18 protein-coding genes are annotated in these 26276 nt (G+C 60.4%); 14 read left to right on the top strand and 4 right to left on the bottom strand.

Features of this window, described 5'->3' with window-relative positions; translation table 11 throughout:
- The first annotated feature begins 308 nt into the window (after nt 1–308).
- The 14 genes from J8C06_RS05725 (at nt 309) to J8C06_RS05660 (ending at nt 17063) form a co-directional block, all read left to right on the top strand.
- Nucleotides 309–4010 (top strand): TonB-dependent receptor, encoded by a 3702-nt coding sequence (locus tag J8C06_RS05725; protein ID WP_211427772.1) that lies wholly within the window; start codon nt 309–311, stop codon nt 4008–4010.
- A gap of 275 nt (nt 4011–4285) precedes the next feature.
- Nucleotides 4286–6325 carry an alpha/beta hydrolase family protein gene (locus J8C06_RS05720; protein ID WP_211427771.1) on the top strand — a complete coding sequence of 680 codons (2040 nt, stop codon included), beginning with the start codon at nt 4286–4288 and terminating at the stop codon, nt 6323–6325.
- 128 nt (nt 6326–6453) lie between these two features.
- Nucleotides 6454–7821, top strand: a complete 1368-nt coding sequence (gene trmFO, locus J8C06_RS05715) for a methylenetetrahydrofolate--tRNA-(uracil(54)-C(5))-methyltransferase (FADH(2)-oxidizing) TrmFO (protein ID WP_211429841.1) — start codon at nt 6454–6456, stop codon at nt 7819–7821.
- A complete protein-coding gene (locus J8C06_RS05710) occupies nt 7818–8780 on the top strand; it encodes a VWA domain-containing protein (protein ID WP_211427770.1) in 963 nt (320 codons plus the stop codon). Before trmFO ends, J8C06_RS05710 begins: the two co-directional genes overlap by 4 nt.
- A 210-nt stretch (nt 8781–8990) precedes the next feature.
- Entirely contained in the window at nt 8991–9209 is a 219-nt protein-coding gene (locus J8C06_RS05705; protein WP_211427769.1) for a hypothetical protein, read from the top strand.
- Nucleotides 9206–9778, top strand: coding sequence for an NUDIX hydrolase (locus J8C06_RS05700; protein ID WP_211427768.1), 573 nt, complete (start codon nt 9206–9208; stop codon nt 9776–9778). The genes J8C06_RS05705 and J8C06_RS05700 overlap by 4 nt, the downstream gene beginning before the upstream one ends.
- A 5-nt stretch (nt 9779–9783) precedes the next feature.
- Entirely contained in the window at nt 9784–10566 is a 783-nt protein-coding gene (locus J8C06_RS05695; protein ID WP_211427767.1) for a glycosyltransferase family 2 protein, read from the top strand.
- A 28-nt stretch (nt 10567–10594) separates the two neighbouring features.
- The gene (locus tag J8C06_RS05690) at nt 10595–10972 is read left to right on the top strand and encodes a diacylglycerol kinase (protein ID WP_246601989.1); all 378 of its coding nucleotides are present in this window, start codon (nt 10595–10597) and stop codon (nt 10970–10972) included.
- Between the two features lie 27 nt (nt 10973–10999).
- On the top strand, nt 11000–12058 hold the full coding sequence (waaC, locus tag J8C06_RS05685; RefSeq protein ID WP_211427765.1) for a lipopolysaccharide heptosyltransferase I: 1059 nt from the start codon (nt 11000–11002) through the stop codon (nt 12056–12058).
- 59 nt (nt 12059–12117) lie between these two features.
- The gene (locus tag J8C06_RS05680) at nt 12118–12468 is read left to right on the top strand and encodes a histidine triad nucleotide-binding protein (protein WP_211427764.1); all 351 of its coding nucleotides are present in this window, start codon (nt 12118–12120) and stop codon (nt 12466–12468) included.
- Nucleotides 12469–12520: 52 nt separating this feature from the next.
- Nucleotides 12521–13564 carry a serine/threonine protein kinase gene (locus tag J8C06_RS05675; RefSeq protein ID WP_211427763.1) on the top strand — a complete coding sequence of 348 codons (1044 nt, stop codon included), beginning with the start codon at nt 12521–12523 and terminating at the stop codon, nt 13562–13564.
- Between the two features lie 217 nt (nt 13565–13781).
- On the top strand, nt 13782–14498 hold the full coding sequence (locus tag J8C06_RS05670) for an OmpA family protein (RefSeq protein ID WP_211427762.1): 717 nt from the start codon (nt 13782–13784) through the stop codon (nt 14496–14498).
- 238 nt (nt 14499–14736) lie between these two features.
- Entirely contained in the window at nt 14737–16266 is a 1530-nt protein-coding gene (locus tag J8C06_RS05665; RefSeq protein ID WP_211427761.1) for a M91 family zinc metallopeptidase, read from the top strand.
- Nucleotides 16267–16487: 221 nt separating this feature from the next.
- The gene (locus J8C06_RS05660) at nt 16488–17063 is read left to right on the top strand and encodes a Rossmann-fold NAD(P)-binding domain-containing protein (RefSeq protein ID WP_211427760.1); all 576 of its coding nucleotides are present in this window, start codon (nt 16488–16490) and stop codon (nt 17061–17063) included.
- A gap of 76 nt (nt 17064–17139) precedes the next feature.
- Here the strand turns inward: J8C06_RS05660 and J8C06_RS05655 are convergent, their stop codons facing one another.
- The 4 genes from J8C06_RS05655 to J8C06_RS05640 form a co-directional block, all read right to left on the bottom strand.
- Nucleotides 17140–20421: a CHAT domain-containing tetratricopeptide repeat protein gene (locus J8C06_RS05655; RefSeq protein ID WP_211427759.1), complete on the bottom strand. Its 3282-nt coding sequence runs from the start codon at nt 20419–20421 to the stop codon at nt 17140–17142.
- Nucleotides 20421–22484, bottom strand: coding sequence for an FHA domain-containing protein (locus J8C06_RS05650; RefSeq protein ID WP_211427758.1), 2064 nt, complete (start codon nt 22482–22484; stop codon nt 20421–20423). Before J8C06_RS05650 ends, J8C06_RS05655 begins: the two co-directional genes overlap by 1 nt.
- A gap of 27 nt (nt 22485–22511) precedes the next feature.
- The gene (locus J8C06_RS05645) at nt 22512–25643 is read right to left on the bottom strand and encodes a CHAT domain-containing tetratricopeptide repeat protein (protein ID WP_211427757.1); all 3132 of its coding nucleotides are present in this window, start codon (nt 25641–25643) and stop codon (nt 22512–22514) included.
- 76 nt (nt 25644–25719) lie between these two features.
- A complete protein-coding gene (locus J8C06_RS05640; protein ID WP_211427756.1) occupies nt 25720–26259 on the bottom strand; it encodes an STM3941 family protein in 540 nt (179 codons plus the stop codon).
- Nucleotides 26260–26276 lie beyond the last annotated feature (17 nt).

Below are 26276 nucleotides of genomic sequence, written 5' to 3'. Positions count from 1 at the left end.
AACTAAGCTTTTATAACTGCTTTTCTTTCAAAGTTCCTAGGCGTAAGTGAAAGGGGAACACCAACGCTACGTCAGAGACTCACCCGTCTGCCTATCAGGCATTGTTCTGAACCTTGACGTAGTGGCGCTTTCAACCACCTAAGCTTGGTTGAGCCTTCAAACAAAGGGAATTTCGAGGCTGTCAGTGACGGTTTTGCCGTCTGGCACTGTGGCTTGACCTGTCTCAAAAAAACAAATGGCCGAGCTTGCGACCGACGATAACCCAGATGGTAAAGGCGGCGAATTTTAGCTTTGAGGAGGAAAAAATCATGAAGCGACTCATGATTTATCTGAGCCTTATCATGAACTGTGTTCTGTATCTATCGGCTGAAAGTTTAGGGCAAACAACCGGCACCCTGCGCGGTGTTGTGACCGATCCGAATGGAGCCGTTTTGGCGGGCGCACAGGTAACGCTCACCTTGGAGGGAACCCAGAATACCCGAGTTGGCGCAAGTGACGAAGATGGTACGTTTGAGTTTCCGGCATTGCCGATTGGCACATACCGATTGACGGTTGAGGCCTATGGTTTCAAGCGGCACGAACAAGCCAATTTGGAAGTGAGCCTAGGGCGCGTCAATGCGATCACCGTACGGTTGGAAGTCGGTGAGACGACTGAGGTCGTCAAAGTCGAAGCGAGTGGAACGCCCATGGTCGAAACTGACAGTACGCAGATTGGGGCCTCCGTCAACAGCCGCGCCGTGGTCAACCTGCCGTTGAATACCCGCGACACTTACCAATTTCTACAGCTTCAGCCGGGGGTCCAATCACAGCTTGGTTCTGACCTCTTCACAGGTAGCGATCAGGTGGGTGTCGTATCGGTCAACGGGGGGCGTGGGCGCTCCAACAACTTCAATGTCAACGGCGGCGAAGCCAATGACCTCTACGTCAATTTGCCGGCCGTCCAGCCCTCTCCCGACGCCATCGAGGAATTTCGGGTTCTGACCAATACGTTTGACGCCGAATACGGGCGCAACTCCGGCTCGGTCGTCAATGTGGTGACAAAGTCTGGAACCGACCAGTTTCGTGGCAACCTCTTTGAGTTTTTCCGCCATCGCGCCCTCAATGCCCGCAATTTCTTCAACTTGCAGAAACCGGACTACAATCAGCACATCTTTGGAGGCACGCTGGGCGGTCCCATCTGGCGGGGGCGAACCTATTTCTTCACGTCCTATGAGGGCCGTCGCATCCGGCAAGGTATTCCCTCGGATGTCGTGCCGGTGCCAACTGCTGCCGAGCGACTTGGCGACTTTAGCGCCGGGCCGCTGTTTGGCGGCTCTATTGCCGATGCTACCGTTGCGACTGTCCTCAATGCGCGGCCGGGCTGCGCGGCTGCGGTGGCTGCCGCTGGCGGCGCGCCGATTGCCGCCGGTACGGCCTATGCCGACATCTTCCCTGGCAACCGTATCCCGGTGCCCTGCTTTGACCGCACGGCTGCCGATTTGATGCGGCAGTTTGTTCCGCTGCCCAACCTCGGCGACAGCTTTTTTCAGGCCAACCCTTTGGCGCGGCAACGTGGCGATCAAGTCACCCTGCGGCTTGATCATCGCCTAACCGACCGCCAGCAGTTGAGCGCCTTTGTGTTCTATTCCGATAGTTTTACCCGTGAACCGTTTGCGCGGGTGGCCGATTCAGGCGCGAACGTGCCCGGCTTTGGCAATCTCAACAATGTGCGGATTGCCCAGATTAACCTGTCGCATACCTGGACCAGCACAACTACCATCAATGAGTTGCGGGCGGTGTACTTCCGGCAGAACCTGTTTCGCTTCAACAGCCCGGAGCGCTCCACCGTCGTGAACGCTTCCTGTCGGGACCTGCCGCCGGAACTCTGCTTTTCTGATCCAAGTAACCCAAGGCTTGGCATCATTGTTGGCGTAGGTGCGCCGCACGAAGGGGTACCCTGGATTGGGTTGGAAGGTGGTTTCTCGATTGGCAATAACTACCAGGGAGAAATTCCACAAGTCGTCAACACCTATCAGTTGACCAACAACCTGACGCGCATATTTGGCAACCACACAGCCAAGTTTGGCGTGGACCTGCGCCAGCAGCGGTACCTGATGACCAACTTTGGCGCGCTCAACGGGCAGTTCAGCTTCTTTGGCGGTGGGCCGAATAGTGTCGGCTACACCAACCTGCTCCCAAACTACCTGCTCGGCCTGGTGGATTCGTACTACCAAACTGGCGCGCAAACTTCGCACTTCTACAGCCAGGCGCTTTATCTCTTTGCCCAGGATAGTTGGAAGGTGACGCCTAGCGTCACGCTCAACTACGGCCTGCGGTGGGAACTCAACACGCCACCGACCGACCGCTTCCGGCGGGTGCAGTCTTTCCGCGCCGGACTGGCCAGTACGCAGTTTCCCTGTCGGTTGGCCGCCGATAACCCGCTGGTGGGCGTCTTTGGCTCGCAGGACTGTGGCCCAACGGGGCCGGGCCGCGCCGTCTTCCCACTGGGCTTGGGGATTCCCGGTGACGAAGGCGTGCCGGATGGGCTGTTTCCGACGTATTACAAGGCATTTGCTCCACGCATCGGCCTGGCGTGGAGTCCGGGGTGGCAGCAGGGGTGGCTGTCCAAACTCACCGGTGGGCCGGGCAATACCAGCCTCCGAACTGGATGGGGGATGTTTTACAACGGCCCGATTGAGGGGTTGATTCTGGCCCAACTCGTGCCACAGCCTCCGTTTGGCATTAGCTCGAATATCACCAATACATTTTTTAGCACGCCGTTTTTGCGCCAGGATGGAACAGTGGTGCCCAATCCCTCGGATGGCATCCTCAATCCCCAGCGCGGGACGCCGGTGGACTACTCGGTTTTTCGTCCGATTTTGCTCTACGGGCAGATTCCGGCGCAGCTTCGCCCGCAGTATTCCGTGCAGTACAACCTTACGCTCCAGCGCAAGCTGCAAAAGGACTTGCTGCTGCAAGTCGGTTACGTTGGAACCCAGGGGCACCGGCTGCTGCTGACCCGCGACATCAACTTTGGAAACCCACAGACCTGCCTGGATTTGAACCGCATTCTCGGGCCCGGAACTTGCGGTCCGTTTGGCGCTGACAATGCCTATGTCGTGCCGGCGGGGGCGATTCCACCCGGCGTGACCCTGCATCTCCCCTACGGCCCACAGCGAACCGTGACCGGACCAAATAATCCGGCCATTACGTTGGTTGGGTTACGGCCGTTTTCGTCACCATTTTGCAATCCGCTCACGGGCGAGGGGTGTCCCCCGGATGGTGTCCCGGTTTTTGCCAGCCTCTTTGAACGGCAGACCGTCGGGAACTCCAACTATCACTCCCTCCAGGTGCTGGTTGAAAAGCGCTTTGAGGAAAAGGGAATCCAAATTCAGGCGGCTTACACCTGGAGCAAATCCATTGATAATGCCTCAAGCTTTGAAAATATCGTCAACCCCATTGACCTTCGGTTGAGCCGGTCACTGTCGTTGTTTGATGCGCGGCATCGGTTGGTGGCGACCTTTGATTATCGGCTGCCAAAGTTTGTTGAAGGTCGGCGATGGGGCGGACTGGTCAACGATTGGTCGGTGAGTGGGATCGTCGTCTATCAGACTGGATTCCCGATTCGGATCACGTCCTCGGACGACCTGGAACTGATGAACAGCTTTGACTTTGAGTTGCCGGGGCAGCCAGACCTCGTCGGGCGGTTTCGGACGTTCGATCCCCGGCGCAACAATCTGTACTTCTTCGATCCGGCGGCATTTGCGCCGCAGGCGTTGGGCACCATTGGCAACGCACCGCGCACGATATGCTGTGGGCCGGGCATCTACAATTACGACCTCAACATCCGCAAGACGGTTCGCTTCAATGAGCGTCTGCGCTTGGAATTTCGGGGTGAATTCTTCAACGTCTTCAACCAGACGCAGTTTCTCAACCCACGCGGCAACATTACTGAAGGCGAAAACTTTGGGCGCGTCACGCGCGCCCGTGATCCGCGTCAAATTCAGTTTGCGCTCAAGCTTTTCTTCTGAAAGCGGCTTTTCTTCGGAAAGCCGGGCGCAGAAGCCTCGTTGGTGATGCCAACAAAGGGCACGATGCCGTTGGTCAACTACCACGTTGACCAACGGCGCGGCGCGGGTCTTCACCATGGCGCGCCACTGGGGCGGCGGCAGGTTTGGTTTGTTTAGAACTCGCGCTTTGAAGATACTTGGCGGATGCAATGCTGACCCATGAGCGGTAAGGCCGCGCTGGCCAGCGTTCCATGCCGCGCCAGGGGTTGAAACTTCACCTGTCATTCAAATGAACCATGCGCCTACATGACCTGACTTGGGGATTCGCCGTCGGTACCTTGTTACTGAGCGGGCCGTGGCTCGCGTTTGCCCAGACGGCGGCAAGCGCCACCCAGACACCGCGCCGGCTCGACAAAAACACGTTCATGGATATGGAGTCCGTCACCAACCCGGCCATCTCGCCCGATGGGCGGCGTATCGTGTTCACCCGCACGTTCGTGGACAAGATGGCCGACCGCTACCGTTCGGTGCTCTGGATGGTGGAAAGCGACGGGTCACGGGTTCGTGAGCTGACGGGGCAAACCTACAGCGCCCGCCAGCCCGTCTGGTCACCCGATGGCAAGCGAATTGCCTTTATTGCCGAACGCGATGGCAGTGCCCAGATTCACGTTCTAACGCCTGAAACTGGCGATCTGGTGCAACTAACCCATCTGGAGCGTGAGCCGGCCGACCTGACTTGGTCGCCGGACGGCACGCAACTCGCCTTTTCGATGCTCGTGCCGGACACCGACTCGCCGCTTCCGATCAAGCTGCCGGAAGCGCCCAAAGGCGCGCAGTGGGCCAAACCGGCTGTGGTCATTGACCGGATGACTTGGGCGGTGGATGGCCAGGGGCAAATTCCCAAAACCAAGCGCCAAATCTTCACCGTGGATGCCCGACTCGGCGGCACGCCTGGGCAAATCACGGATGGCAAATACAGCTATGACGACCCGGAATGGTCACCGGATGGCAAGCAGGTGTACGTATCATCCATCCGGCGCGATGACTGGGAGTTTGCGCGTGGCGATAGTGAAATTTACGCCATTACGCTGGCAACACGCGAAATTCGTCCACTCACCGACCGCCGTGGCCGCGACGCCCAGCCGAAAGTTTCACCCGACGGCAAGCGCATTGCCTATGTGGGGTATGACTATCAAAAGCTCACGTACCATGTGTCCAACCTCTACCTGATGAATGCTGACGGAAGCCAGGCCAAAGCCTGGGCCGCTAACCTGACCGGTTCGCCGACCGGTGTGACTTGGGCGCGCGATGGGAGCGGCGTGTATTTCACCGTTGAGGAACGCGGCACCGTGCAGCTTTACTTCGCGCCCGTCGGTGGCCAGGCCCGGCGTGTGACGGATGGTACGCACGTTCTGAGTGCTTTTTCCTTGGCGGCCACCGGCCAGGTCGCGGCCATCCGTTCCAGTTTCACGGAACCGGGGACGCTCGTGACCTTCAATGTTGCTAAACCCAATGATTTGCGGCGACTGGTTGATGTCAATGCCGATGTGCTGGATGGGGTGACACTCGGCCAAGCCGAAGAACTCCGCTTCAAGTCGGCAGATGGCCTCGACATTCAAGGGTGGCTCATCAAGCCGGCCGATTTCGACCCGGCCAAAACCTACCCAATGGTGCTGTGGATTCATGGCGGCCCGTGGTCCATGTACTCGGTGGCGTTCAACTGGGCTTTTCAGAACTTTGCGGCGGAAGGCTATGCCGTGCTCTACACCAACCCACGCGGTTCGACCGGTTACGGGCAAGACTTTGTCAATGGCATCCAGTATGCCTACCCAGGCAAGGACTACGACGATCTCATGGCCGGGGTGGATGCGGCGCTGGCCAAGGGCTTCATTGACGAGCGAAATCTGTTTGTGTGCGGCGGATCGGGCGGCGGCGTCCTGACGGCCTGGATTGTCGGGCATACGAATCGGTTTGCCGCAGCAGTTTCCATGCGGCCGGTCGTCAACTGGCATTCCTTTGTCGGCACGACCGATGGACCCGTGACTTGGTATGACCAATTCCGCAAGCACCCGTGGGAAGACCCGCAGGAGTTTGCCGTCCGGTCGCCGCTCAGCTACGTCGCCAACGTCACAACCCCGACGATGTTGCTCACCGGCGAAGCCGATTTGCGAACGCCCATCGGGCAGACGGAAGAATACTATCGGGCGCTGAAGATGCTCGGTAAGCCGACGCTGCTGGTGCGCGTCCCGGACGAATTTCATGGTTTTCGGCGGCCGTCGCACCAGCTTGCCCAGCAGCTTTACCTGCAAGCGTGGTTTGGTAAGCATCGGCGCTAGTTGCCCTTTCGGTCCGACCGGTGGCGCTGGTTGGCGGCCGGCAAATCGTTTAGGGTGGAGCCGTTGGGCGAGGGAGACGTGGGAACACGTCCCCGTCGGAAGCGTTTTTCCCTGATGTGGAGACAATGATGACCAACGACGTGGTGACGATTATTGGTGGCGGGTTGGCTGGCTGTGAGGCCGCTTGGCAGTGTGCCGAGCAAGGGGTTGCGGTACGGCTCTACGAAATGCGGCCGGTCCGGCAGACGCCGGCCCATACTTCTGATCGCCTGGCGGAAATCGTCTGTAGCAACTCGTTCAAGTCGGATGAGGTCAACACCGCGCCGCACTTGCTGAAGGAAGAGCTGCGCCGGGCCGGATCGCTCCTGATAGCCGTCGCGGAAGCAACCCGCGTGCCTGCCGGGGCAGCGTTGGCCATTGACCGGGAGCGGTTTGCGGCCGAAGTGACGGCGCGAATCGCGGCCCATCCGCGCATTACAGTGGTTCGAGAGGAGGTTACGACCATCCCCAGGGAAGGCGTGACCGTTATCGCAACTGGACCGTTGACCTCAGACGCACTAGCGGCTGAAATTCAGGCACTGGCCGGCGCCGAGCAGCTTTACTTCTACGATGCCATTGCGCCGGTGGTGGACGCCGACACCATCAACTACGACATCGTCTTTCGAGCGGCGCGCTATGACAAGGGTGGGGCTGATTATCTGAACTGTCCCCTGGACAAGGCGCAGTACGAAGCGTTTGTGGAGGCGCTGTTGACCGCCGAATGCGTGCTGCCGAAAGACTTTGAATCTGATAAAGCGAATTACTTTGAGGCTTGTCTCCCCATCGAGGTGGCGGCGCGGCGGGGGCGCGATACGCTGCGCTTCGGCCCGATGAAACCGGTCGGCCTCCGCGACCCGCGCACCGGAAAAGAACCCTACGCGGCGGTGCAGCTCCGCCAGGAAAACCTGATGGCGGATAGCTACAGCCTGGTCGGGTTTCAAAACTCCATTAAGTGGGGCGCGCAAAAAAAACTGCTGCAAATGATTCCGGGTTTGGAGCAAGCTGAGTTCTTGAAGTTTGGCCAGGTTCACCGAAACACCTATGTCAACGGGCCAAAACTGCTAACCCCGACCTTGCAGGTCAAGCATGAACCACGCCTCTTTTTTGCCGGACAGATTTCTGGTGTCGAGGGGTATGTTGAGTCGCTGGCGACGGGGTTGGCTGTCGGACGGTGGACGGCCGCGCTCATCCAGGGACGGCCATTGCTTCCGATACCACGCGCGTCCGCCATCGGAAGCCTCATCAACTATGTCGCCCACTGTGAAAACAACGATTACCAGCCGGTCAACATCACGTTTGCGTTGTTACCGCCACTAGCAGAAACCGAGGCGCGTATGTTCCGACACAAGCCAGAGCGGCGGGCGCGGCAAGTGGCGGTCGCCCTGGCGGAATTTGACCAATGGCTCACAGCTATGGGGGGAGGGATTGCGTGTCACGCGGCAAGCGAGGCGGCTTGAGCATTTGGTGCCGTAAAATTTGGCGGCAATGGTGGGTTGCAAGTTGGTTCATACTGGGTGGCGGCGCGGCAGCGGTTGCCCAGGTGGTGCCACTCCCAGCGGATGCGGTGCGGGGACGCAACAACGACGCTGCGGCCGATGTGGTTGTCAGGTCTGACTACGTGACCGTCCTCACGGCCGTCAACAACGCCACGGGCCTGCCCGTGGGTAATCTGAGCGAAAGCGACTTTGAAATTTATGAGGACGGACAACTGCAAACCATCAGCCGGATCGGGCGGCAAGACGACCAACCGCTGCGGTTGGCGATGTTGCTCGACATCAGCGCGAGTGTCCGCAACCGCTTGAAGTTTGAGCAAGACGCCGCGCTTGATTTCTTTCGTCGCATGCTGCGGCCAGAAGACCGCGCGGCGTTTTACGCCTTCAATCATGATGTTTATCTTCGGCAGGATTTGACATCCAACCTAGGGGCGCTGGAAGCTGCCATCCGGGGACTCGATGCCCGCGGGGCCACCGCGCTGTATGATGCTATTTTCATTGCCGCGCGGCGGCTGGAGCGCGAGCCTGGGCGGCGCGTCATTGTGGTGGTCTCGGATGGGCAAAACACGGTGAGCCGTGTAACCCGCGAGCGCGCGATTGAAGAAGTCAACCGCACCGACGCGGTCATTTTTGGTATCTGCCCGGTCATCCGAACCGAGTACGACGACTTCCTGCCGCCGCCGGACAACGATTTCGAGCTGTTGTGTCGGCAAACCGGCGGACGGGTCTTCATGGTGAACAATCTGGCGGAATTGGCGACTGGCTTTACCCAGCTTGAAACTGAACTGCGCGCGCAGTACGTGCTGAGCTACTACTCCTCGAACGAGGCGCGGGATGGCAAGTTTCGCCGGATCGAGGTGCGCGTCAAGCGTCCGGGCGTGACGGTTCGGGCGCGGCGTGGCTACTACGCGCCAACACAGTGAGCTGGTAAGCGGCACTGAGCCGTGGACTAGCTGACCAGGAAAGTTGGTTGACCATGAAAATTGACTCAGTGGGCTTTCTTTGCGTACGATGGCCAAGCTTTTTCTCCTAGCTTGAAACTTGGGGCAAGGTGGTTTGGATATTGGTGGTTGAGCAGCAATTTACCCCGATTTCCAAGCTTGGGAGACTTCTGGTGAGTTGGAGGCGGGGTGATGAAACGTGATAATCCCTATCTACAGGAAGCAACTGATCGTTTGAGTCACATTTTGCGAGAAGTTGTCTGGGAATCGCCGCGAGTTCGCTCAGAACTGAACAACCTGCGCGCTGAGGGCCACGATGTCACGATGATCGTTGAGGTTTCACTGGCCTTTCGCGCTCGACAAGAGGGTGCGCGGGCCTTGGCTGCGTCTGCCCATCAAGCCGAGCGATGACGATTCGTCCGTGGCGCAAGTTACCGCCGGAGTTGCTGACCTCAGCCAAGGTCTTCTCGGTTCATCGCGAGCGCGCGTTTCCACCGGATGCAGACTCGAACGAGGCGGCAGCACGTGATTTTTACGTCATCCACACGCCCGACTGGGTAAATGTGATTCCTTTGACCCCGGCCAACGAAGTCGTGCTGGTGGAACAGTACCGGCATGGCGTCCACCAAGTAACGCTTGAAATTCCGGGCGGGATGGTGGATGCCGAGGACCCAAGCCCGGCGGCCGCGGCGGCGCGTGAGCTGGAGGAAGAAACCGGCTACGTGGCAACGTCCATTGAACCCCTTGGCGACTGTCATCCCAATCCGGCCATTCAGAATAACCGTTGCTATAGCTTCGTTGCGCGCGGCGCACAAAAACTCAAGCCGACGCGCTTTGATGGTAATGAGGACCTGGCAGTAAGACTCGTGCCTTTGAAAGATATCCCGGCTCTGATCACAACCGGGGCAATTACTCATGCGCTGGTGATTGTCGCCTTTCATCGGTTGAGTTTACTGACTGGTGTGCGATACGACGGGTAACGCCTATGGCTGGCAAGCTGTCCATTGTGATTCCGGTCTATAACGAGCGGCGCACCCTGCGGGAGCTGATCGGCCGCGTTCAAGCCGTCGCCGTGCCGCTCGAAAAGGAAATTATTTGCGTGGACGACTGCTCGACGGATGGCACGGCCGATATTTTGCGCGAACTGTCCCAAACCCAGCCTAACCTCCGGGTGTTCTTTCAGCCGGTCAACCGTGGCAAAGGGGCGGCGCTGCGTGAGGGCTTCAAACAGGCGACGGGCGACTACGTCATTGTCCAGGACGCTGACCTGGAGTATGACCCAGAAGACTATAAGCAAATCCTGCCGCCATTGATGGAGGGGAAGGCCGATGTCGTGTTTGGGTCGCGGTTCATGGGCGGTCACCCGCACCGGGTACTGTACTTCTGGCACTCGGTGGGGAACTGGTTTCTGACCTTGCTTTCCAACATGGTGTCGGACCTCAACCTGACCGACATGGAGACCTGCTACAAGGCGTTTCGGCGCGAAATCATTCAATCCATTTCGCTTGAGCAGGATCGGTTTGGGTTTGAGCCGGAAATCACCATCAAGGTGGCGCGACTGCGGCTGCGGGTCTATGAGGTTGGCATCAGCTACTATGGCCGCACCTATGAGGAAGGGAAAAAGATTGGCTGGCGGGACGGATTCAAAGCCCTTTGGTGCATTGCAAAGTATGGGTTGACCGTGCCGCGCGCGTCGCTGCCGCCATCGGAAGTCCGCGACGCCTTGCCACGACCGTCGCCACAGACGGATGAAACCACCACCTCATGAGCCGCGACCACCACGGATCGCGCTGGATATGGCGCGATTGCGGGCGGCGTTGACCTATGCCTGGGCCGGTATCGCCCATACTTGGCAGCACCAGCCTAACTTTCGGGTCGAGTGCGTGATTGGAGGCTTGGCCGTTGCGTTGGCCATCTGGCTGGAGACCGGCCTAGTGGCGGTGCTCGTGATGTCGGCGCTCGTGCTGTCGCTGGAACTGGTCAATAGCGCCATTGAAGCGGTGGTGGATTTGGCATCGCCGGAGGCGCACCCACTGGCCAAGGTTGCCAAGGATGCCGCGGCCGGCGCAACGCTGCTGGCAGCCATTGTTTCCGTGGCGGTTGGGCTGCTGGCGATGGGTCCGGCGCTTGTGATGAAGTTACGGGCGCTGTGGTCTATCTTAACATCCGTCTGATAACGTTTATACCGTTACGCTGAGGCGATGCGCATTCTCATCGTCAAGTTGAGCAGCATTGGGGATGTGGTGCATGCGATGCCGGCGGTGGCCGCGCTGCGCCGCGCCTTTCCATCGGCACATCTCACTTGGGTTGTGGAAGCAGGGGCTGCGCCGCTGCTGCTTGGCGCTCCGGGGCTTGACGAAGTGATTGTCCTAGATACCCGGCGGTGGCGTCGTCAGTGGCGTACGCCGGCAGTCTATCAGCAAATCACAGCTTGCCTGACTCAACTCCGTCAGCCGGCGGTGGATGTGGCCCTGGATTTTCAAGGACTCATGAAATCCGCCGTTGTCGCCTGGTGTGCCGGGGCGCGACGGCGGATTGGCTTTGCCACCGAGGCGCTCCGGGAAGCCATGAGCCGCTTTGCTTACACGGAGCAAGTTGCCGTCAATCGGCGTGAGCATGTGATTCTCGCCAACCTGCGGCTCGTTGCCGCTTTGGGCGTGCCGCGGCCAGAAACTTATGAGTTTTTGCTACCACCTTTGGCGGATGAGTCGGCCCGCGTAGCTGCCCAACTGATTGCGCAGGGCGTGACGGGCCGCTTTGCGTTGCTCAATCCAGGCGGTGGCTGGGTAACGAAGCGCTGGCCACCGGCCGACTTTGGGCAGTTGGCTGATGTCCTGTGGGAACGGTACCAGTTGGCCAGCGTGGTGTCGTACGGCCCCGGTGAGGAGCCATTGGTCAGTGAGATACGGGCAGTGGCGCGCTGCGCGCCAGTTGTGTCATTTCCAACGACGTTGCGTGAGTATCTGGCGCTTGCCCAGCGAGCGGCCGTGTTTGTTGGCGGTGACACCGGACCCCTGCACTTGGCGGCGGCGGTCGGAACGCCAATCGTCGGGTTGTATGGTCCGACGGCTGCTGAGCGCAATGGTCCATTCGCCCCGGACGACCAAGTGGTTGGGCTTGACCTCCCGTGCCGCGTAGATTGTCACCGCCGCACCTGTCAACAACATGTCTGCATGAATATCGCTGTTCAGCGGGTCGCTCAGGCCGTGGAGGCGCGTTTGCAAGCCGTTGGCTACAAGAGATTTTTACTTGGGACGTGACTTGACTGTGTTACGATTCACTGCGATTTCCTGTTTTTTTGCCTGTGTAAAGAGGTGACATGGCTGATACGGACAACATTTTTCTCAAGATTGCCCGTGGCGAAGCTCCGGCGGATATTGTGTATGATGATGAGCATTGTGTCGCTTTCCGTGATATTCACCCACAAGCGCCAACCCACATTCTGATCATTCCGCGGATACCGATGGAGTCCCTGAATGATGCGTCGCAAAGCGATGAAACGGTGCTAGGCCATCTCTTACGGGTAGCCGCGAAAATTGCGAACAAGGTTGGTGTTGCTGAAACTGGCTACCGAACCGTCATCAACACTGGACCCGATGCGGGGCAGTCGGTTTTCCAACTTCATGTGCATCTTTTAGGTGGTCGCCCGCTGGCCTGGCCGCCTGGTTGAAAGCGCAGTGACCTAGAGTGGTCATGGTCTTCTTTGTCCGTTGACAAGCGTCATGAAAACCTGTCCTCAATGCGGTCGAGTGTGGGCGGATGCCATGCGCTTTTGCCCGCTGGATGGCGCGGAATTACCGCCAGCGCGTAAGTCATCATCAACGGGGATGGTCAAGAAAATCACGCGGGAGGAGACAAGGCTCACCCGTGAGCAGGTGTTGCCGCCGACTGCCAGCGATGACCCAATGATCGGGCGGGTTCTGGAGGGAAAGTATCGAATCCAGTCCAAGATTGGCCAGGGCGCGACCGGCGCTATCTATCGCGCCGAGCGAATCAACATTGGCGATTGTGTGGCAGTTAAGGTTCTCAAGCCGGAATTTGCTGAAGACTACGCGGCTGCCGAGCGTTTCCGGCGTGAGGCGCTCGCGCTCGGGCGAATCCGTCACCCGAATGTCATCGCCATCTATGACTATTTTGAACAACCGAGCCAAGCGGACCGTCCTGCCTCAATCTTTCTGGTCATGGAACTGCTGTCTGGTCGAACGCTCCGCGATGTCTTGCGTCAAGAACATGTGCTCGACGTTCGCCGAACCGTGCGGGTGCTGGTCCAGGTTTGCTCCGCGCTTTATGTGGCGCATGAGCGCAACGTCATTCACCGCGATCTGAAGCCGGAAAACATCATGGTCGAGCAGTATGACCGCCAGAATGAAGTCGCCAAGGTAATTGACTTCGGCTTGGCGCGGTTGCGCATGACCGGGAAGTTGATCAAGACGCTGACCGAACAGGGCCGGGTTGCCGGAACGCCCTACTACATGGCACCGGAGCAGTGGATGGACCGCCCACTCAACGCCCAGACAGATGTGTACGCCCTGGGCATCATCTGCTACGAAATGCTGACTGGGCGCGTGCCGTTCAATGCGGATACGGTGATGCAACTCGCCAACAAGCATGTGAAAGTTCCGCCGCAGCCGCCCATCGAGTTGCGCCGCGACCTGCCGGTTGGTATCTCGCAAGCCATTCTCAGGGCGTTGGCCAAGCAGCCGCAGGACCGTCCGGCGACCACGCTGGAATTGGCGGATGCGCTCCAGCAGGGACTCAGAAGCTGAATGCTGCCCTGGCATCTCGTTCCTCACAGGTGACCTTACCTGTAACTGGTACCTGTAACTGGTTCCGGTATCGAAGCCAGAAAATAGGGGTTCAGTCTTTCAGGTGAGCGTGCTAGACTCCGGCTGAATTTTTGCTGAGGTTAATATCCTCAGAGAAATCTAGTAAAGTCGGTGCCCAACGTGGGTTTTGTCCACAACATCTCTGAAGGAGCGACGCATGACAGGTAGATTGCTATCACTTTGCTTGTTGGCTGCCATTGCGGTGGTATTCGGACCAGCCTGCGCCACGAAGAAGTATGTGCGCACGACCATTGATGAGCGGGTTGCCCCGCTTGAGGGGCGGACGGAAGAACTCGAACAGTCAGTGGCACGTAATACCTCGGCTATTCGGGATTTGGATACCCGTTTGTCGGCGCGGATTGACACGGTGAGCGCGCGGGCAGAAGAGGCGAATACGCGGGCACAGGCTGCCGAGCGTAAGGCTGAGGAGGCGCAGTTGGGGGTTGAGCGGACAAACACGCGCCTGACCGAGACGGCACGGGCCGTTGACGATTTCATCGAAATTCGGACGGTTTCGGTGTACTTCCAAACCAACCGCTATGACTTGAGTCCCGAAGCCAAGGCGGAACTCGATGCGCTGGCTGAAGCTGCAAAATCCCGGCGGGGTGTGCGCATTGAACTTTCTGGCTTTGCCGACCGCCGTGGCAGTGAAGCGCGGAACTTGACATTGACCGAAAATCGGGCGAAGTCAGTCAAGCTGTATCTGTATAACGTTCACAAAATCGAAGCCTGGCGCATTGAATACATTGGGGCGGGCAAGATCAATGATGGCGCCCGGACGCCAGAGGAACTTCAGCGCAACCGCCGGGTGGATGTGCGGTTGCTGGCGAATCGAGTCGTGACCGAAGCAGAGGGCGGCAACGTCGGACCATAACCACGCACAACCAGAGTCAGTTGGTATCGCATGCGGGACGAGTCAAGCTGATCTGACTCGTCCCGCATTGTTGTTTGCTTCGTTGTTACTTGAGGCTGATAATGAAAAATATGTGTATCTCGGCCGGGCTAAGTGGAAAAAAATTTGACGCTGGCTAGCAACGTTTCAGAAGCGTTACCGATAACCGAATTTGAAAGATGCTTCTTACAGATTTGTTTCGGAGGATTACCCTAACGCCATGCGAGTTGCTGCCAAAGCTGTCCAGTCCGTCAACCCGACGCCATCAACCTCGGCGCCGTCCAAAGTAGATTTGCGTTCTGCCGTCCTCCCGCCGTCGGCGTCGAACCAGGAACGCCTCACGAAGTTGAGCGAGTTGCAGTCAGTTGGCCAAAACATCAAAGCGCATTTGATGCAGGCGACGGGACGTTCGGTTCCCAGCCAGGCGGCAATGCCCCTTCAGACCAGTGGCTTTTCCCGTGAAGCAACCGTCACGCGCGTCAACGGTCAAGTTGTGATTGATACTGGCGATGGCGATGACCAGATCAGCGTCACACAGGATCCTCAGAACGGCAATGTCACTGTGTCGGTCAATGGCGAGTCACGGACATTCACGGGCAACGACCGCAACAACTTGGTCATTCGGGCTGGAGCTGGCAACGATGTCATCCAGGTTGATCGGGGCGTCACGGTCAACCTCCGCCTCTTTGGTGGCGATGGCGACGATGTGATTACCGGCGGAAGTGGCCACGACCGGATTGATGGCGGCGCGGGCAATGACCGCCTTTTTGGTGGCGCCGGCAATGACTACATCTACGGCGGTGATGGCAATGACCGGATTGAAGGTGGCGATGGCAATGACACCGTCTATGGTGGTCGTGGCGATGACCTGATGTACGGTAATGCCGGTGATGATTACCTCGAAGGCGGGGAAGGCAAAGATACGCTCTATGGTGGCGTCGGCAACGATGTTCTCTCCGGTGGCTTGGGTGATGACCGGCTCTTCGGCGGCGCGGGTGATGATGCCATTTATGCCGGGCAGGGCAAGGATGAGATCAGCGGCAGCACCGGCAACAACAAGCTGTATGTGCAGGCGGATGACACGGTCCGAAGTGCGCCCCGGGGAGGCAGCAACCAAGTCGTGACCGTTGAGCTGACCGGCAATCCGGGCGGCACAGGCGTGATTGTGCGTGGTTCAGATGAATTCCGGCAGCGCGTGCTGGACGACCTCGAAATGCTTCGCTCCTCTCCGGCCGGGCGTCAAATGCTGGCGAGTTTTGACGCGGCGCGGCAGCGGGATCGCGTCACCGTGACCATTGAAGAAATCACTGAAGACAACGGCTTTGCTTCGCGTTCGCGCGCCTCAAACCCCTTCCTCGACCCGGCAACGGGCCGGCGCGGCACGCCGACCAACGCCACCATTGGCTACAACCCGACCTTTGCGCCGACCTTTGAGTTTGCGGATGGCACAGCGGCCTACACGCCGCCGGTGGTCGTGCTCTTCCACGAAATGGCGCATGCCTATGACTACACCCACGGGACGCTCCGCCCGGGAACCTATCGCGGCGTAGATGCGGCCGACAACGGCCGGGTGCCCAATCTGGAGCGCGTCGCGGTTGGCGTGCCACTCGACCACGATAACAACCCCCGGACACCGGAGCAGCGCGATGACGCGAATCACCCCTACGCGCTGACCGAAAACGGCTTCCGCGAGGAACTCAACCTGCGGTTGCGCCGGAGCTACGCGCTGTCGGGGTTGTCGGGCTTCTAGTCTGGTGAATCAAAACCGACTGCCTGACGCTGGCTAAAAAAGACTTCCACTGAGATATTCGGTGGAAGTCTTTTTGGCTTCGCTTGCAGTAAACTGGTTGGGGAAGGATACCCATGCGCTGGATCGGATGGCTGTTGATCGTTTTGATGCCGGGTGGTGGCGGGCCGGTTTCTCCCTTTTCTCTGACGCCGATGTTTCACCAACAACCTGCTGAAAAGCCTATGCAACCACGCTTTGTCATCGAAGCCGAACAGGATGGGGTGCGCTATACGATGCGCGGCTATGTCCTGGCAAAGGGAACCCACGCCGGGATTGATTACCCAAGCGACCACTTGCTGATTACATACACGCTTGAAAACAAGTCTCAGGCGGAGGTGTGCATCTTCAACCGGGGGCACACCAATGCGCAGTCAACGCTCGGTTATGTCGAGCGCCGCCCGGATGGGGTGATTGAGCTGAGCCAAAAGGCCTTCGCCGCACCGCCGGACTGCCCCCCGACCTATGTTCCGATCCTGCCGCGGGTTTCAGTTCTCAAGCCAGGCGCGGTCATGACCGAAGACGTGTATTTTGCGCTTCCGTTCAAGACGCATACGCCGTTTGATTTTTGCCTGGATGAGGCCGAGCGGGCAAAAACGGTGGATGGTGCGCGGATTGAGTTTCGGCTGGGCTATCAGCTTGCCGGGGGGAAGCGGACGGTCCGGGAAAACGACACCTTCCCGCCAGAAGCGGCCCAGGAGCAGCATTTTTGGTCGAGCGGCGTTCAGTCCGCTCACTGGTCTGACGCTTCCGATTTGTAACATCGAGTTTGTAACATCGAGCAGCTTAAAAAATTTTCCAAAAAATTTCCCAAGCCTGGGTTCGCGTGATCCGGTGTCATAACGGACGCCAGTCACCGGTGAGGATAAAACTGGACCAGTAAAACGGATGCCGGTAACGTGCCTGTCGCCGAAGGTCAAGGCGCGCATTGCGGATGGCCGTGCTACGCGCTTCACCCTGCCGAAGCCGCGCGTAAAAACTGGTCATCAGCGCCTGCGTTCCCTGGTCGGACACAGCCCATAGGGACATGACCTGGGTCTGCGCTCCGGCAAGGACAAAAGCGCGGCGCAGACCATAAACACCGTCACCCTGGCGCACCGTGCCGACGCCGGTTTGGCAAGCGGAAAGAACGACCAAGCGCGTTCCCCACAGGTCCAGTTGGGCGGCTTCGAGTGCGGTCAGGATACTGCTGGGAGCGGCCTCGTTGGCGCCGGCAAAGAAGAGATAGGAGCGAAGCAGCGGATTTTCTCGGCGCGCCTTGGCCACATCCAGCGGTTGAGCCGTGGCCAACCCAATGGCGCGCGTCAGTCCATCGGCAGAAGCTGGCTCGGTGATGTCGTCGAGGAAGGCGCCGTGGGTGGCCAGGTGGAGAAACCAGGGGCGATGAATGGCACGGACGGCATCCCCGGTGGCCGTCCCATGCAGGTGAAGCGTGGCGTTGGGGAAGTAGGTTTGGATGGCGCGGGCTTCGGCTTCGGTGCCGGCGAGTTGGAGCAGGGGCGGGAAGTTCTGACCATCGAGGGTGAGTCGGTCGCCCTGTCCGTAGGTGGGGGCGGCAACGACGACCGGCGGGTTGGGGTTGTCATCGGTCGTGTCGGGCAGCGCCAGCAGGTCGCGTCCGCTGGTGAGGTAGGTCAAGTCGAACTGCTCGATGAGGTAGTTGCCGCGCGCATCGCTCAGGGCTTCAAAGGGGACGAGGTTGAGCAGTCCGTCCGGTGAGAGCAGCAGGCGCTTGGCGCCGGCCAGCGCCGGGTCGAGCGGGCGGACGACAAGCTCGGCGAGGCGTTTTCCGGTCCGCTTGGCAGCGGAGATGGAGGTTGGGGAGGAAATGGCTTGGCGGAAGGCCTGGATGGCGGCGTCAATGACCGCGGCATCGCCGAGGTCGGCCCAGTGCATTTGGCCGTCGCGCTTGAGGGCGTAGCCGGCATAGCGCGGTGAACGGGTCGTTCGCGCTTCGACATCAAACGGTTGATAGACCGCGTACTCGATGAGCACGGTGTCGGGTGGCATAGCCTGGCGGACGCGGTCGAGCGTGACCGGGGTGAAGCGGGCGCGGTACTGGGCGCTGCGGCGGCTGATGTCAGCTTCCAAGGCGTCGGCGCGGTCGGTCAGCGCTTTGAGGTCGGCGCGATGGGCCTCCGGGCCGGCCTTGCCCGGACCACGTTGGGTCAGGACGGAGATTTGTCCCTTGAGGGCGGTGAGTTCGTCGAGGAGTTTGATTTCTTCGGGATTCCCGCGGCGGCGCAGGACAGCAATGGCATCGGTCATGGCGTCGAGGGCGCGTCCCTTGCGCTGGAGAATGACGGTCAGTGCGGCGCGCGCGGCGGAGCTATCCTTGGGCAACGCTTGCAGGTGGAGGCCAATGGTGCGGTCGGTTTCCTCCTTGGCCAGCGCAAGGTACAGGAACTTTTGCCGCTCGGAGCCGGCCACGAGGTTGCGGGCCAGGGTTTGTTCACGGGCGATGTTGGCCTGGACTTGAAACTCGAGCGCCGCCGGCGCCTGCCCGCGCGCCTGAGCCAGGATGGACAGGTTGTTGAGGGTGCGGATGACGTCGGGATGTTCAGGTCCAAAGGTTTCGGTCTGGATGGTCAGGGCCTGGTGAAGGAGCTGGTCGGCGGCTGGGTAATCCTTGCGCGCACCGCGCACCCAACCGAGATTGGACAGGCTGAGCGCCACGGAAGGATGCCGGCCGCCAAGGGCTTTCTCGTAAATGGCTTTGGCCCGGTGATAAAGCTGTTCGGCTGCTTCCAGGTTGCCCTGCCGCCGAAGTGTTTCCGCCAGGTTGTTGAGGCAGCCGGCGTAGAGCGGGTGGCCTTTGCCCAACGCGCCTTCGTAGATGGACAGGGCGCGTTTGAACGTGGCTTCGGCAGTCGGATAGTCCTTGCGCCCCTGTGCGACCAGTCCCAAATTGGTCAACAGTGACGCGACATTGGGCGACTGCGGCCCGACGGCTTTCTCGAGGATGGTCACGCCCCGCTGGTAGAGCGGCTCGGCGCGGTCATAGTCGCCACGGTTTCGGAAGGTTTCGGCCAGGTTATTGCAGATGATGGCCACGTTGGGGTGCTCGGGGCCAAGGGCTTTTTCAAAAATGGTCAAGGTGCGCTGAAACGTGCCTTCGGCGGCGACATAATCGCCCTGCTGTGCCTGAAGCGCGCCCAGGTTGTTGAGGCTATAGGCGAGATCGGTTGCGTCAGGTCCGCGCAGGGTTTCCCAGGCGGCGATGGCGCGTTGGTAGAGACGCGCCGCCTGGAGGTATTGCCCGCGTTCCTGGTAGAGACTCGCCAGGTTGTTGAGGGTTGGTATGATCTCGTCGCTGTCCTGGCCGATCTCCCGTTCATCAATCTGGATGGAGCGTTGGTAGAGCGCCTCGGCTTCGGCAAACTTGCCTTGTTTCTGGAGCGTCAGCCCAAGGTTGTTGAGGGTAAAGGCGACGTAATGGTGTTCCGGTCCGAGTGTTTTTTCACGCATCGCCAGGGCTCGCCGGTACCAGGCCTCGGCCTGAGCGTAATCACCCTGGTCATAGTGGATCGCCGCAATCGTGAAGATTGAGTCGGCGACAAAGGGGTTTTCCGGCCCATAGGCGGCTTCCTTGAGCGCCAGGGCGGTCTGGGCCAGCTTCATAGCCTCGTCGTACTTGCCGGACACCCGCAGCGCTTCAGCCTGAGCGCCCTTGGCGCGGGCGGCCTGTCCCTGGATGAGCCGAGCGCTGGTGGCGCGCTCTTCGGCGGTGGGTGGGCGCAGCGAGAGGATGCGCAGCGTGTAGCGTCCGGCGCTGCCCTGATTCGGCAGCGCCGTGATAACCAACCGATGCTGTCCACCGGTGCTTGCCATGAACTGGACATCTTCCGGGCCGTAGCGGCCATTGGGGGTGTCTTGTTCCAGGACGGTCTGGCCGGTTGGGTCAAGGATGGTGATCACGACATCCACGCCTCGTTGGTCAACGACGACGTGCAAGAAATCATCCTGGTCGAGCTGCACCGAATAGGTGTGAATGCCCTGGCTGGGCAAGGTTTCCTCCACCCTGGTATCCGGGGTCAGCGGTCGGGGTTGGTCGGGCGTTTGCCCGAAGCCAGGGAAGGGGTGTCCGAGCAGTACCAGTAGCCAAAGCCAGCGCATCATCACCGCGTTCCTCCTGGTAGAGCGTGGGCTGCGCCTGGGATGCCCGGCGCTGTTGCGTGAGGTGGCGCGGCAGGTGACAGCCTGCCGGTCTGGTGAGGATGGAGAGGTGGCTGGGGTGTGACCTGTGCCGGCGGCGATACGGCCGGAAGCACGATGGTGAAGCGTGTGCCGACACCGACCTGACTCGTGCACATCAAGCGTCCGTGGTGGGCTTCCGTAATGCGGCGGCAAATTTCCAAGCCCAAGCCGGTGCCGTGCTCGCCCTTGGTCGTAAAAAATGGTTCCCAGATGCGCGGGAGAAGGTTCGCCGGAATACCACACCCGTTGTCGGTGATATGGATGGTCGCCATGTTGTTTTCGAGTCCAAGCGTGAGGTTGATTGCCCCGGTGCCGGGTAGGGTTGCGTCCACGGCGTTGCGGACGAGGTTGATGATGACCTGTTCGATTTTAGCTTCGTTGACGACGGCGTAGGGTTCGGCCAGCGCCTGGAAGGTGACGGTGCGCCGTTTGACTTCGGTATCCACGCAGATCAGGGAGAGGATGTGTTCGAGCATTGGGCGGAGGGCATGGACCTCGAAGGCATACTGGGCCGGCGAGTTGCGGGCAAAGAGCCGGATTTCTTCGACCAGTTCCAGGGCCCGCCGTTGGCCGTGCAGGGCCAGCTCGGTCAGGCGGACGACATCGGGGTCGTGGGCGTACTTCAGGCAGATGACCTCGACGCCGCTGATGAGCGCCAGGCGGTTGCGCAGTTCATGTGAAATCGAAGCGCACATTTTGCCCATCGTGGCGAGGCGGTCGGACTGCACGAGCATGTCCTGGGTGGCGCGCAGCTCGCGGATGAGGTTGAGGTTGTCGAGCACCAGCCCGGCTGTCCGGGCCGTGGCCAGGACGAATTCCAGGTCCTCGCTTGCAAACACACCTGGGTGATGTTCGTTCGACAGGTAGCACACGCCCCAGAAGCGCTTCCCAGAGGTAATCGGGACGGCCAGGATGGCGCGGGTATTGCCGATAGCCAGGCTCTGAGCGGTTTCAAACCGCTCATCGGCGCGGACATCACTGCTCAGGCAGCCAACGCGCTCCTTTTGGACGCGCGCCACGACACTGCGGCTGGGGCGTCCCTGCCCGCGTGAACCGACGACTTCGAGTTGGTTGGTTTGTGGGTTGCCGACCAGGACGATGCCATAGTCGAGCGGCAAGGCGGCAAAGAGCGCCGTCAGCCAGGCTTCGGCCAGCGCCGTCACGCTGGATTGGGCCATGAGCTGATGACTGAGGTCATAGAGGGTGCTGAGCCGGCGTAGCATCTTGGCATTGACGTTGGCGGTTTCCCGCATGAGGTCGGGATTGAGGAAACGGGTCTGGCTCTCTTTGAGAACCAGGGTTGTTTCTGGCAGAGCTTCTTCCTCGGTGCTGCCGTTGGGGTTGAAGACCGGCAGCGAAGCATGAGCGCCGACGAACTTCAGGCTCGCCACGGGCGGCTTGGAAATGGTGATGACGTCGCCGGTTTTCAGGACGCTCTCCCGGATGGACTGACCGTTGACAAACGTGCCGCCGATACTGTTGAGGTCGCGCAGTTGGTAATCGCCGTTGGGTGTGGGGCAGATTTCGGCATGGTAGCGGGATACCGTGGAGCTTTTGAGCGTCAAGTGACAATCGGGGTTGCGTCCGATGGTGAACTTGGTGTCACCCAGGGGGAAGCGTTGGGCCGGGGCATCGGCTGAGGTCAGCAACAGAAAGGCAGTGGTCGCCGGATGGGACAGGTACAGCAGTTGGATACCGCCGGTTTTGCCCAGGGTAATGGTGTCCCCATCCGACAGGCAGCGCTCGGTGACCAGCTCATCATTGACCAGGCTTCCGCCACTGCTGTGGAGGTCACGGAACACGATGTCACCGCCTTCGGTCTGGATGAGTTCGGCGTGCGAGCGGGAAACCGCCGTATGGCGCAGCGCCAAGTGATTGCTACCGTGCCGCCCGATGGTCAAAGGAAAGGTGGTCACTTCGACCGCATAGGGTGAGAGATCGCCGTTCAGCACCCAGAGTACCGGAGATGCTTCAGTTGTAGCCATGACGTTGCCTCGATGGGGATGGGATGGTCACTGCCACTCGCCCTGGAGTTGGAAAGCGGCCCAGAAGAACGGATGGCGGTAGTTGGTATCGCGCAGCAGGGACAGTTGGGCCGCGCGCAAAGCGCCGGCCGTCGGTTGTTTCCGCTGCAAAGCGCGGTAGAAATCGGTCATCAGGCGTGCCGTTGCCCGGTCGCTGATGCTCCACAGGCTGACGACAACCTGGGGGGCGCCGGCATACATGAAGCCGCGGGTCAGCCCCACCAGCCCTTCGCCACGCACGTAAGCCCCCAGTCCGGTCTTGCAGGCGCTGAGGACGACCAACTCGGCGGCGAGGGGCAAATTAAAGATGTCTGCCAGCCCGACGGTGCCTTCCTGTGGCCGGCCGTCCGGGGCAAAACGCGACAGGATAAGGCTGGAAAGCTCCGGTTGCTCGTTGTCCATCAGACCGTGTGAGGCAATGTGGAGAATGCGGTACTTGGCCGCCTCGCCGGCCAGGAGCGCCTCGCGGTTGGCGTCGAAATCGGTCAGGCGCAGGCGGCGCGACGTGGGAAAACAAGCGGTGATGGCATCGGCTTCGCGGCGGGTGCCCGGCAGGCGGGGAATGGTCAGTTCGGCGGTGTCGTCTGGCAGGAGTTCGACATGCTGCGCCGCTTGTTTGAGCCGGTCGCCGGCCAGCTTGAGTCCGATTTCGCGGGTTTGATCCGGTTGAGGGTTCGTTGTTCGGGAGTGGCTCAACCGTGGGTCATCCAGGTCAAAGACCGGATCGGCAAGGATGGCCACTTCCCCGTGGGGCGCGGGGCGTTCGACCCGGTGGCGGCGTTGGGCCAGGAGCGCCGTTGCCGAGGGGAGGTTGATGAGTTCGCAGCGTTCGACGAGCTGGTGTCCTGGGCGGAGCGGGTCGGGCAAGGCAGCGAAGGGGGTGTAATGCAGCCCTTCGTCCGGCACGATGACGAGCCGCTTGGTGTCAAGCGCACGGCCGAGCGGGGCTAGAATCAGGCGCGCCAGGGCTGCGCCGTCGGCGGTGGGATCGGTGGTCGGTTGCTGGCAAACGCGCCAGAAGAGTTGGGCGGCGGCATTGATGGTATGGCGGGGGAGCAGCTCGAAGCTCCTCAAGCCCTGCCGTGTGACAGCCCAGGCATAGCTCCGGGTTTCGCCCAAACTGTAAAACAGCAGGGTGGTGTCGGCGTCGCGGCACTGCTGCTGGAGTTCGGCCACCGTGGGTGGGGTGGGCTGGGTCAGGTCGGCGTACCGCGGGTTGCGTTCCCGGATGGTCTGGCGGACGCGGGCGAGGTCCTCCGCTAGGTGGGCAAGGTCCTGGCGGAGCGCCTGGCGCTGTGGTTCAGGCGCGTTGCGGACCATGAGGATGGTGAGTCGGTCGGTTAGGGTGGCGAGTCGGGATTGGAGGTCGCGTTCGCGGGCGAGGAGTTCGGGATCGGCGCCCTGACGCACGGTGGCGTTGGCTTCGGTCAGGAGGTCGAGCAGGGTGCGGGCCCGGGCGCGCTCCGCGACCTGGAGAGCCTGGGCGTCAAAGCCGGCGGTGGGTTGCCGGCGATGGAGTTGCATGAGGATGTCAATGTAGAGGTCGTAATAGTCCTTGATCGAGGCAAAGTAGGCGCTTCGCAGTTCCTGGCTGGCGACTTTGGTGCGCAGGGATTCGGCAATGGTAATGGACTGCTCGATTCGGTCGCGGGCGGCCGTGAGGTCACCGGCATCGCGGCGGAGTTTCGCCAGCCAATACAGGATGGTGGACGTGCTGTTGCGGTCACTGATGGCTTGGAAAATGTCCAGTGTCTGCTCGAACGTGGTTTCGGCGGGGCCGGGCCGTCCGAGGAGCAGTTGGGTCTGGGCGATGGAAGCCAAGGTGATGGCTTCACCGCGCCGGTCGCCGGTTTCCCGCCGCAGGGACAGCGCCTGGTCGAAGTAGCGCAAGCCTGGTTCGGGCTGCTGTTGGGCGACATGGATGCTGCCGAGTCCGGTCAGGGTGTAGGCCTCACCGCGCTTGTCGCCGACGGCGCGGCGCAGTGGTAGGGCTTCCTCGAGCGTGCGGCGGGCCAGTTCGAGTTCACCTTGCTTGCTTTGGACGCGCGCCAAGTTGGTCAGAGCAATGGCCAGGGAGCGTCGGTTGTTGAGCTGGCGGTAGACGGCGACGGCGCGTTCGATGTGCTCGCGGGCGCGCGCCAGTGAGCCGAGTGACTCATAGACGAGGCCCTGGTTGTTGAGGGCATCGCCTTCGCAGTCGGTACAGCCGACTTGCCGGGCCAGAGTAATGGCCCGTTCCAAAAGGTCGAGGGCTTCTTGTTTTTCACCCAGGATGTCAAGGGTGTAGCCGAGATTGGTGTACAGGACGGCGATGGTTTCGGGGTCTTGGATGGCTTCAACGAGGCCGACGGCCTGGCGGTAGGTGGCAACGGCCTGCCGTTTTTCGCCGGCATTGTCGTAAGCGCGCCCCAAATTGTTGAGCAGTTGGATGAGGGCATGGGGTTCACTGATGGACCGGCGCAGTGGGAGGGCACGTTGATAGCATTCGATGGCCCGCTGGGTTTCACCCAGGTTGTCGTAGATGAGTCCCAGGGTGGTCAGGGTTTCGGACGCACCGTCGTTATCCTCGGCGGCCTCGTAGTTGGCCAGTGCCTGTTGGAACTGTTCCAGAGCGGTCTGTAGGGCTTCTTTGGTGCGCTGCTGCCGGCGCGTCTGCTGGGCCGTTTGGAACAGGGTAAAGGCGGCCAGGCGGCGCCGGTCGGCGGCGGTGGCCGGACGTTGGGCTTCGAGCGTGATGCTATACCGGCCGGCTTGCTTGGCATCTGGCGGGGTTAGCGCCAGGACGTACGTGGTGGGTTGTTCTGCTCCGAGGATGATTGGTCGGGTGCGCAGCTTGCCATCCCAACCGGCAAGCCGTTCGTAGTGGCGCTCGGTGCCGCAAAAAACAGCGACATTGAGTGGAGTCTCAATTTGGTTGAGTTTGACGACGGCGACCTCATCGGCATTGAGGGCGACGCTGAACCGATGGGTTTCCGAAGCCTGGATGCGCCCTTCAATGACAACCCCTCTGGTCAGTTGTTTGGCTTTGGGGGGAGCGTCAGCCGTCTGCCCCAAGCTGATGGACGGTATGGTGAGCAGCCACAACCCGCACAGGGCGGCGCGAAGCGACAACAGGCGCATAGCCGGCTCCTTCAACTGCACATTGGGATGAGCGTTGTATCCAGATGATAAACGCGACAAGCGCGAGCAAAGCGTATCATTCAGCGGAATGCGGGCTTGCGTCTGGCGCATCAGGGGCCGGCGCGGACGGCTTCAGCGCCAACTGGTGGCAGACCGTGAGCAGAACCGCCAATTCCTCCGGCGGGAGACCGAAATTGTCAGAGAGGCAGGCGGTGACGCCGAAAAGGTCCTGGTTCATGGTTGCCAGTCGGCGGTACTGGGTCGGCGTGGTCGTGCCGACCCAACCGACGAGGCGGTTTGGGCCGATGACGACGACCTCGAAAGCCAGCACCTCTTCCCACCGAACGGTCTGCGCCCGAAACAGGGACGAGAAGGTAAACCCTTCCTTGTCGAGCACCAGGGCGCTGGCGCGGGGGTGGCATTGCGCGAGAAAGATGATCGCGCAGGCGCCAAAAAAGATGATATTGGCGATGCCGATGAGTGGGTTGCGCGGGATGAGCCAGGTGCCCAGTCCAACGAACAGGAGTGACACGGCGAGGAGTCCGGTGAGCCGCCGCCGGCTTGGGCGCAGGATGATGGGAAACGGTTCAGTGAGCAGCGATGGCGCCGTCGGCATGGCTGGTTTGTCCCGGA

The organism is Chloracidobacterium validum, assembly GCF_018304825.1.
In the GTDB taxonomy this organism is placed as follows: Bacteria; Acidobacteriota; Blastocatellia; order Chloracidobacteriales; family Chloracidobacteriaceae; genus Chloracidobacterium; species Chloracidobacterium validum.
Note: the sequence above shows the minus strand (reverse complement) of the source record. Positions and strands in the feature narration are given on the sequence as shown.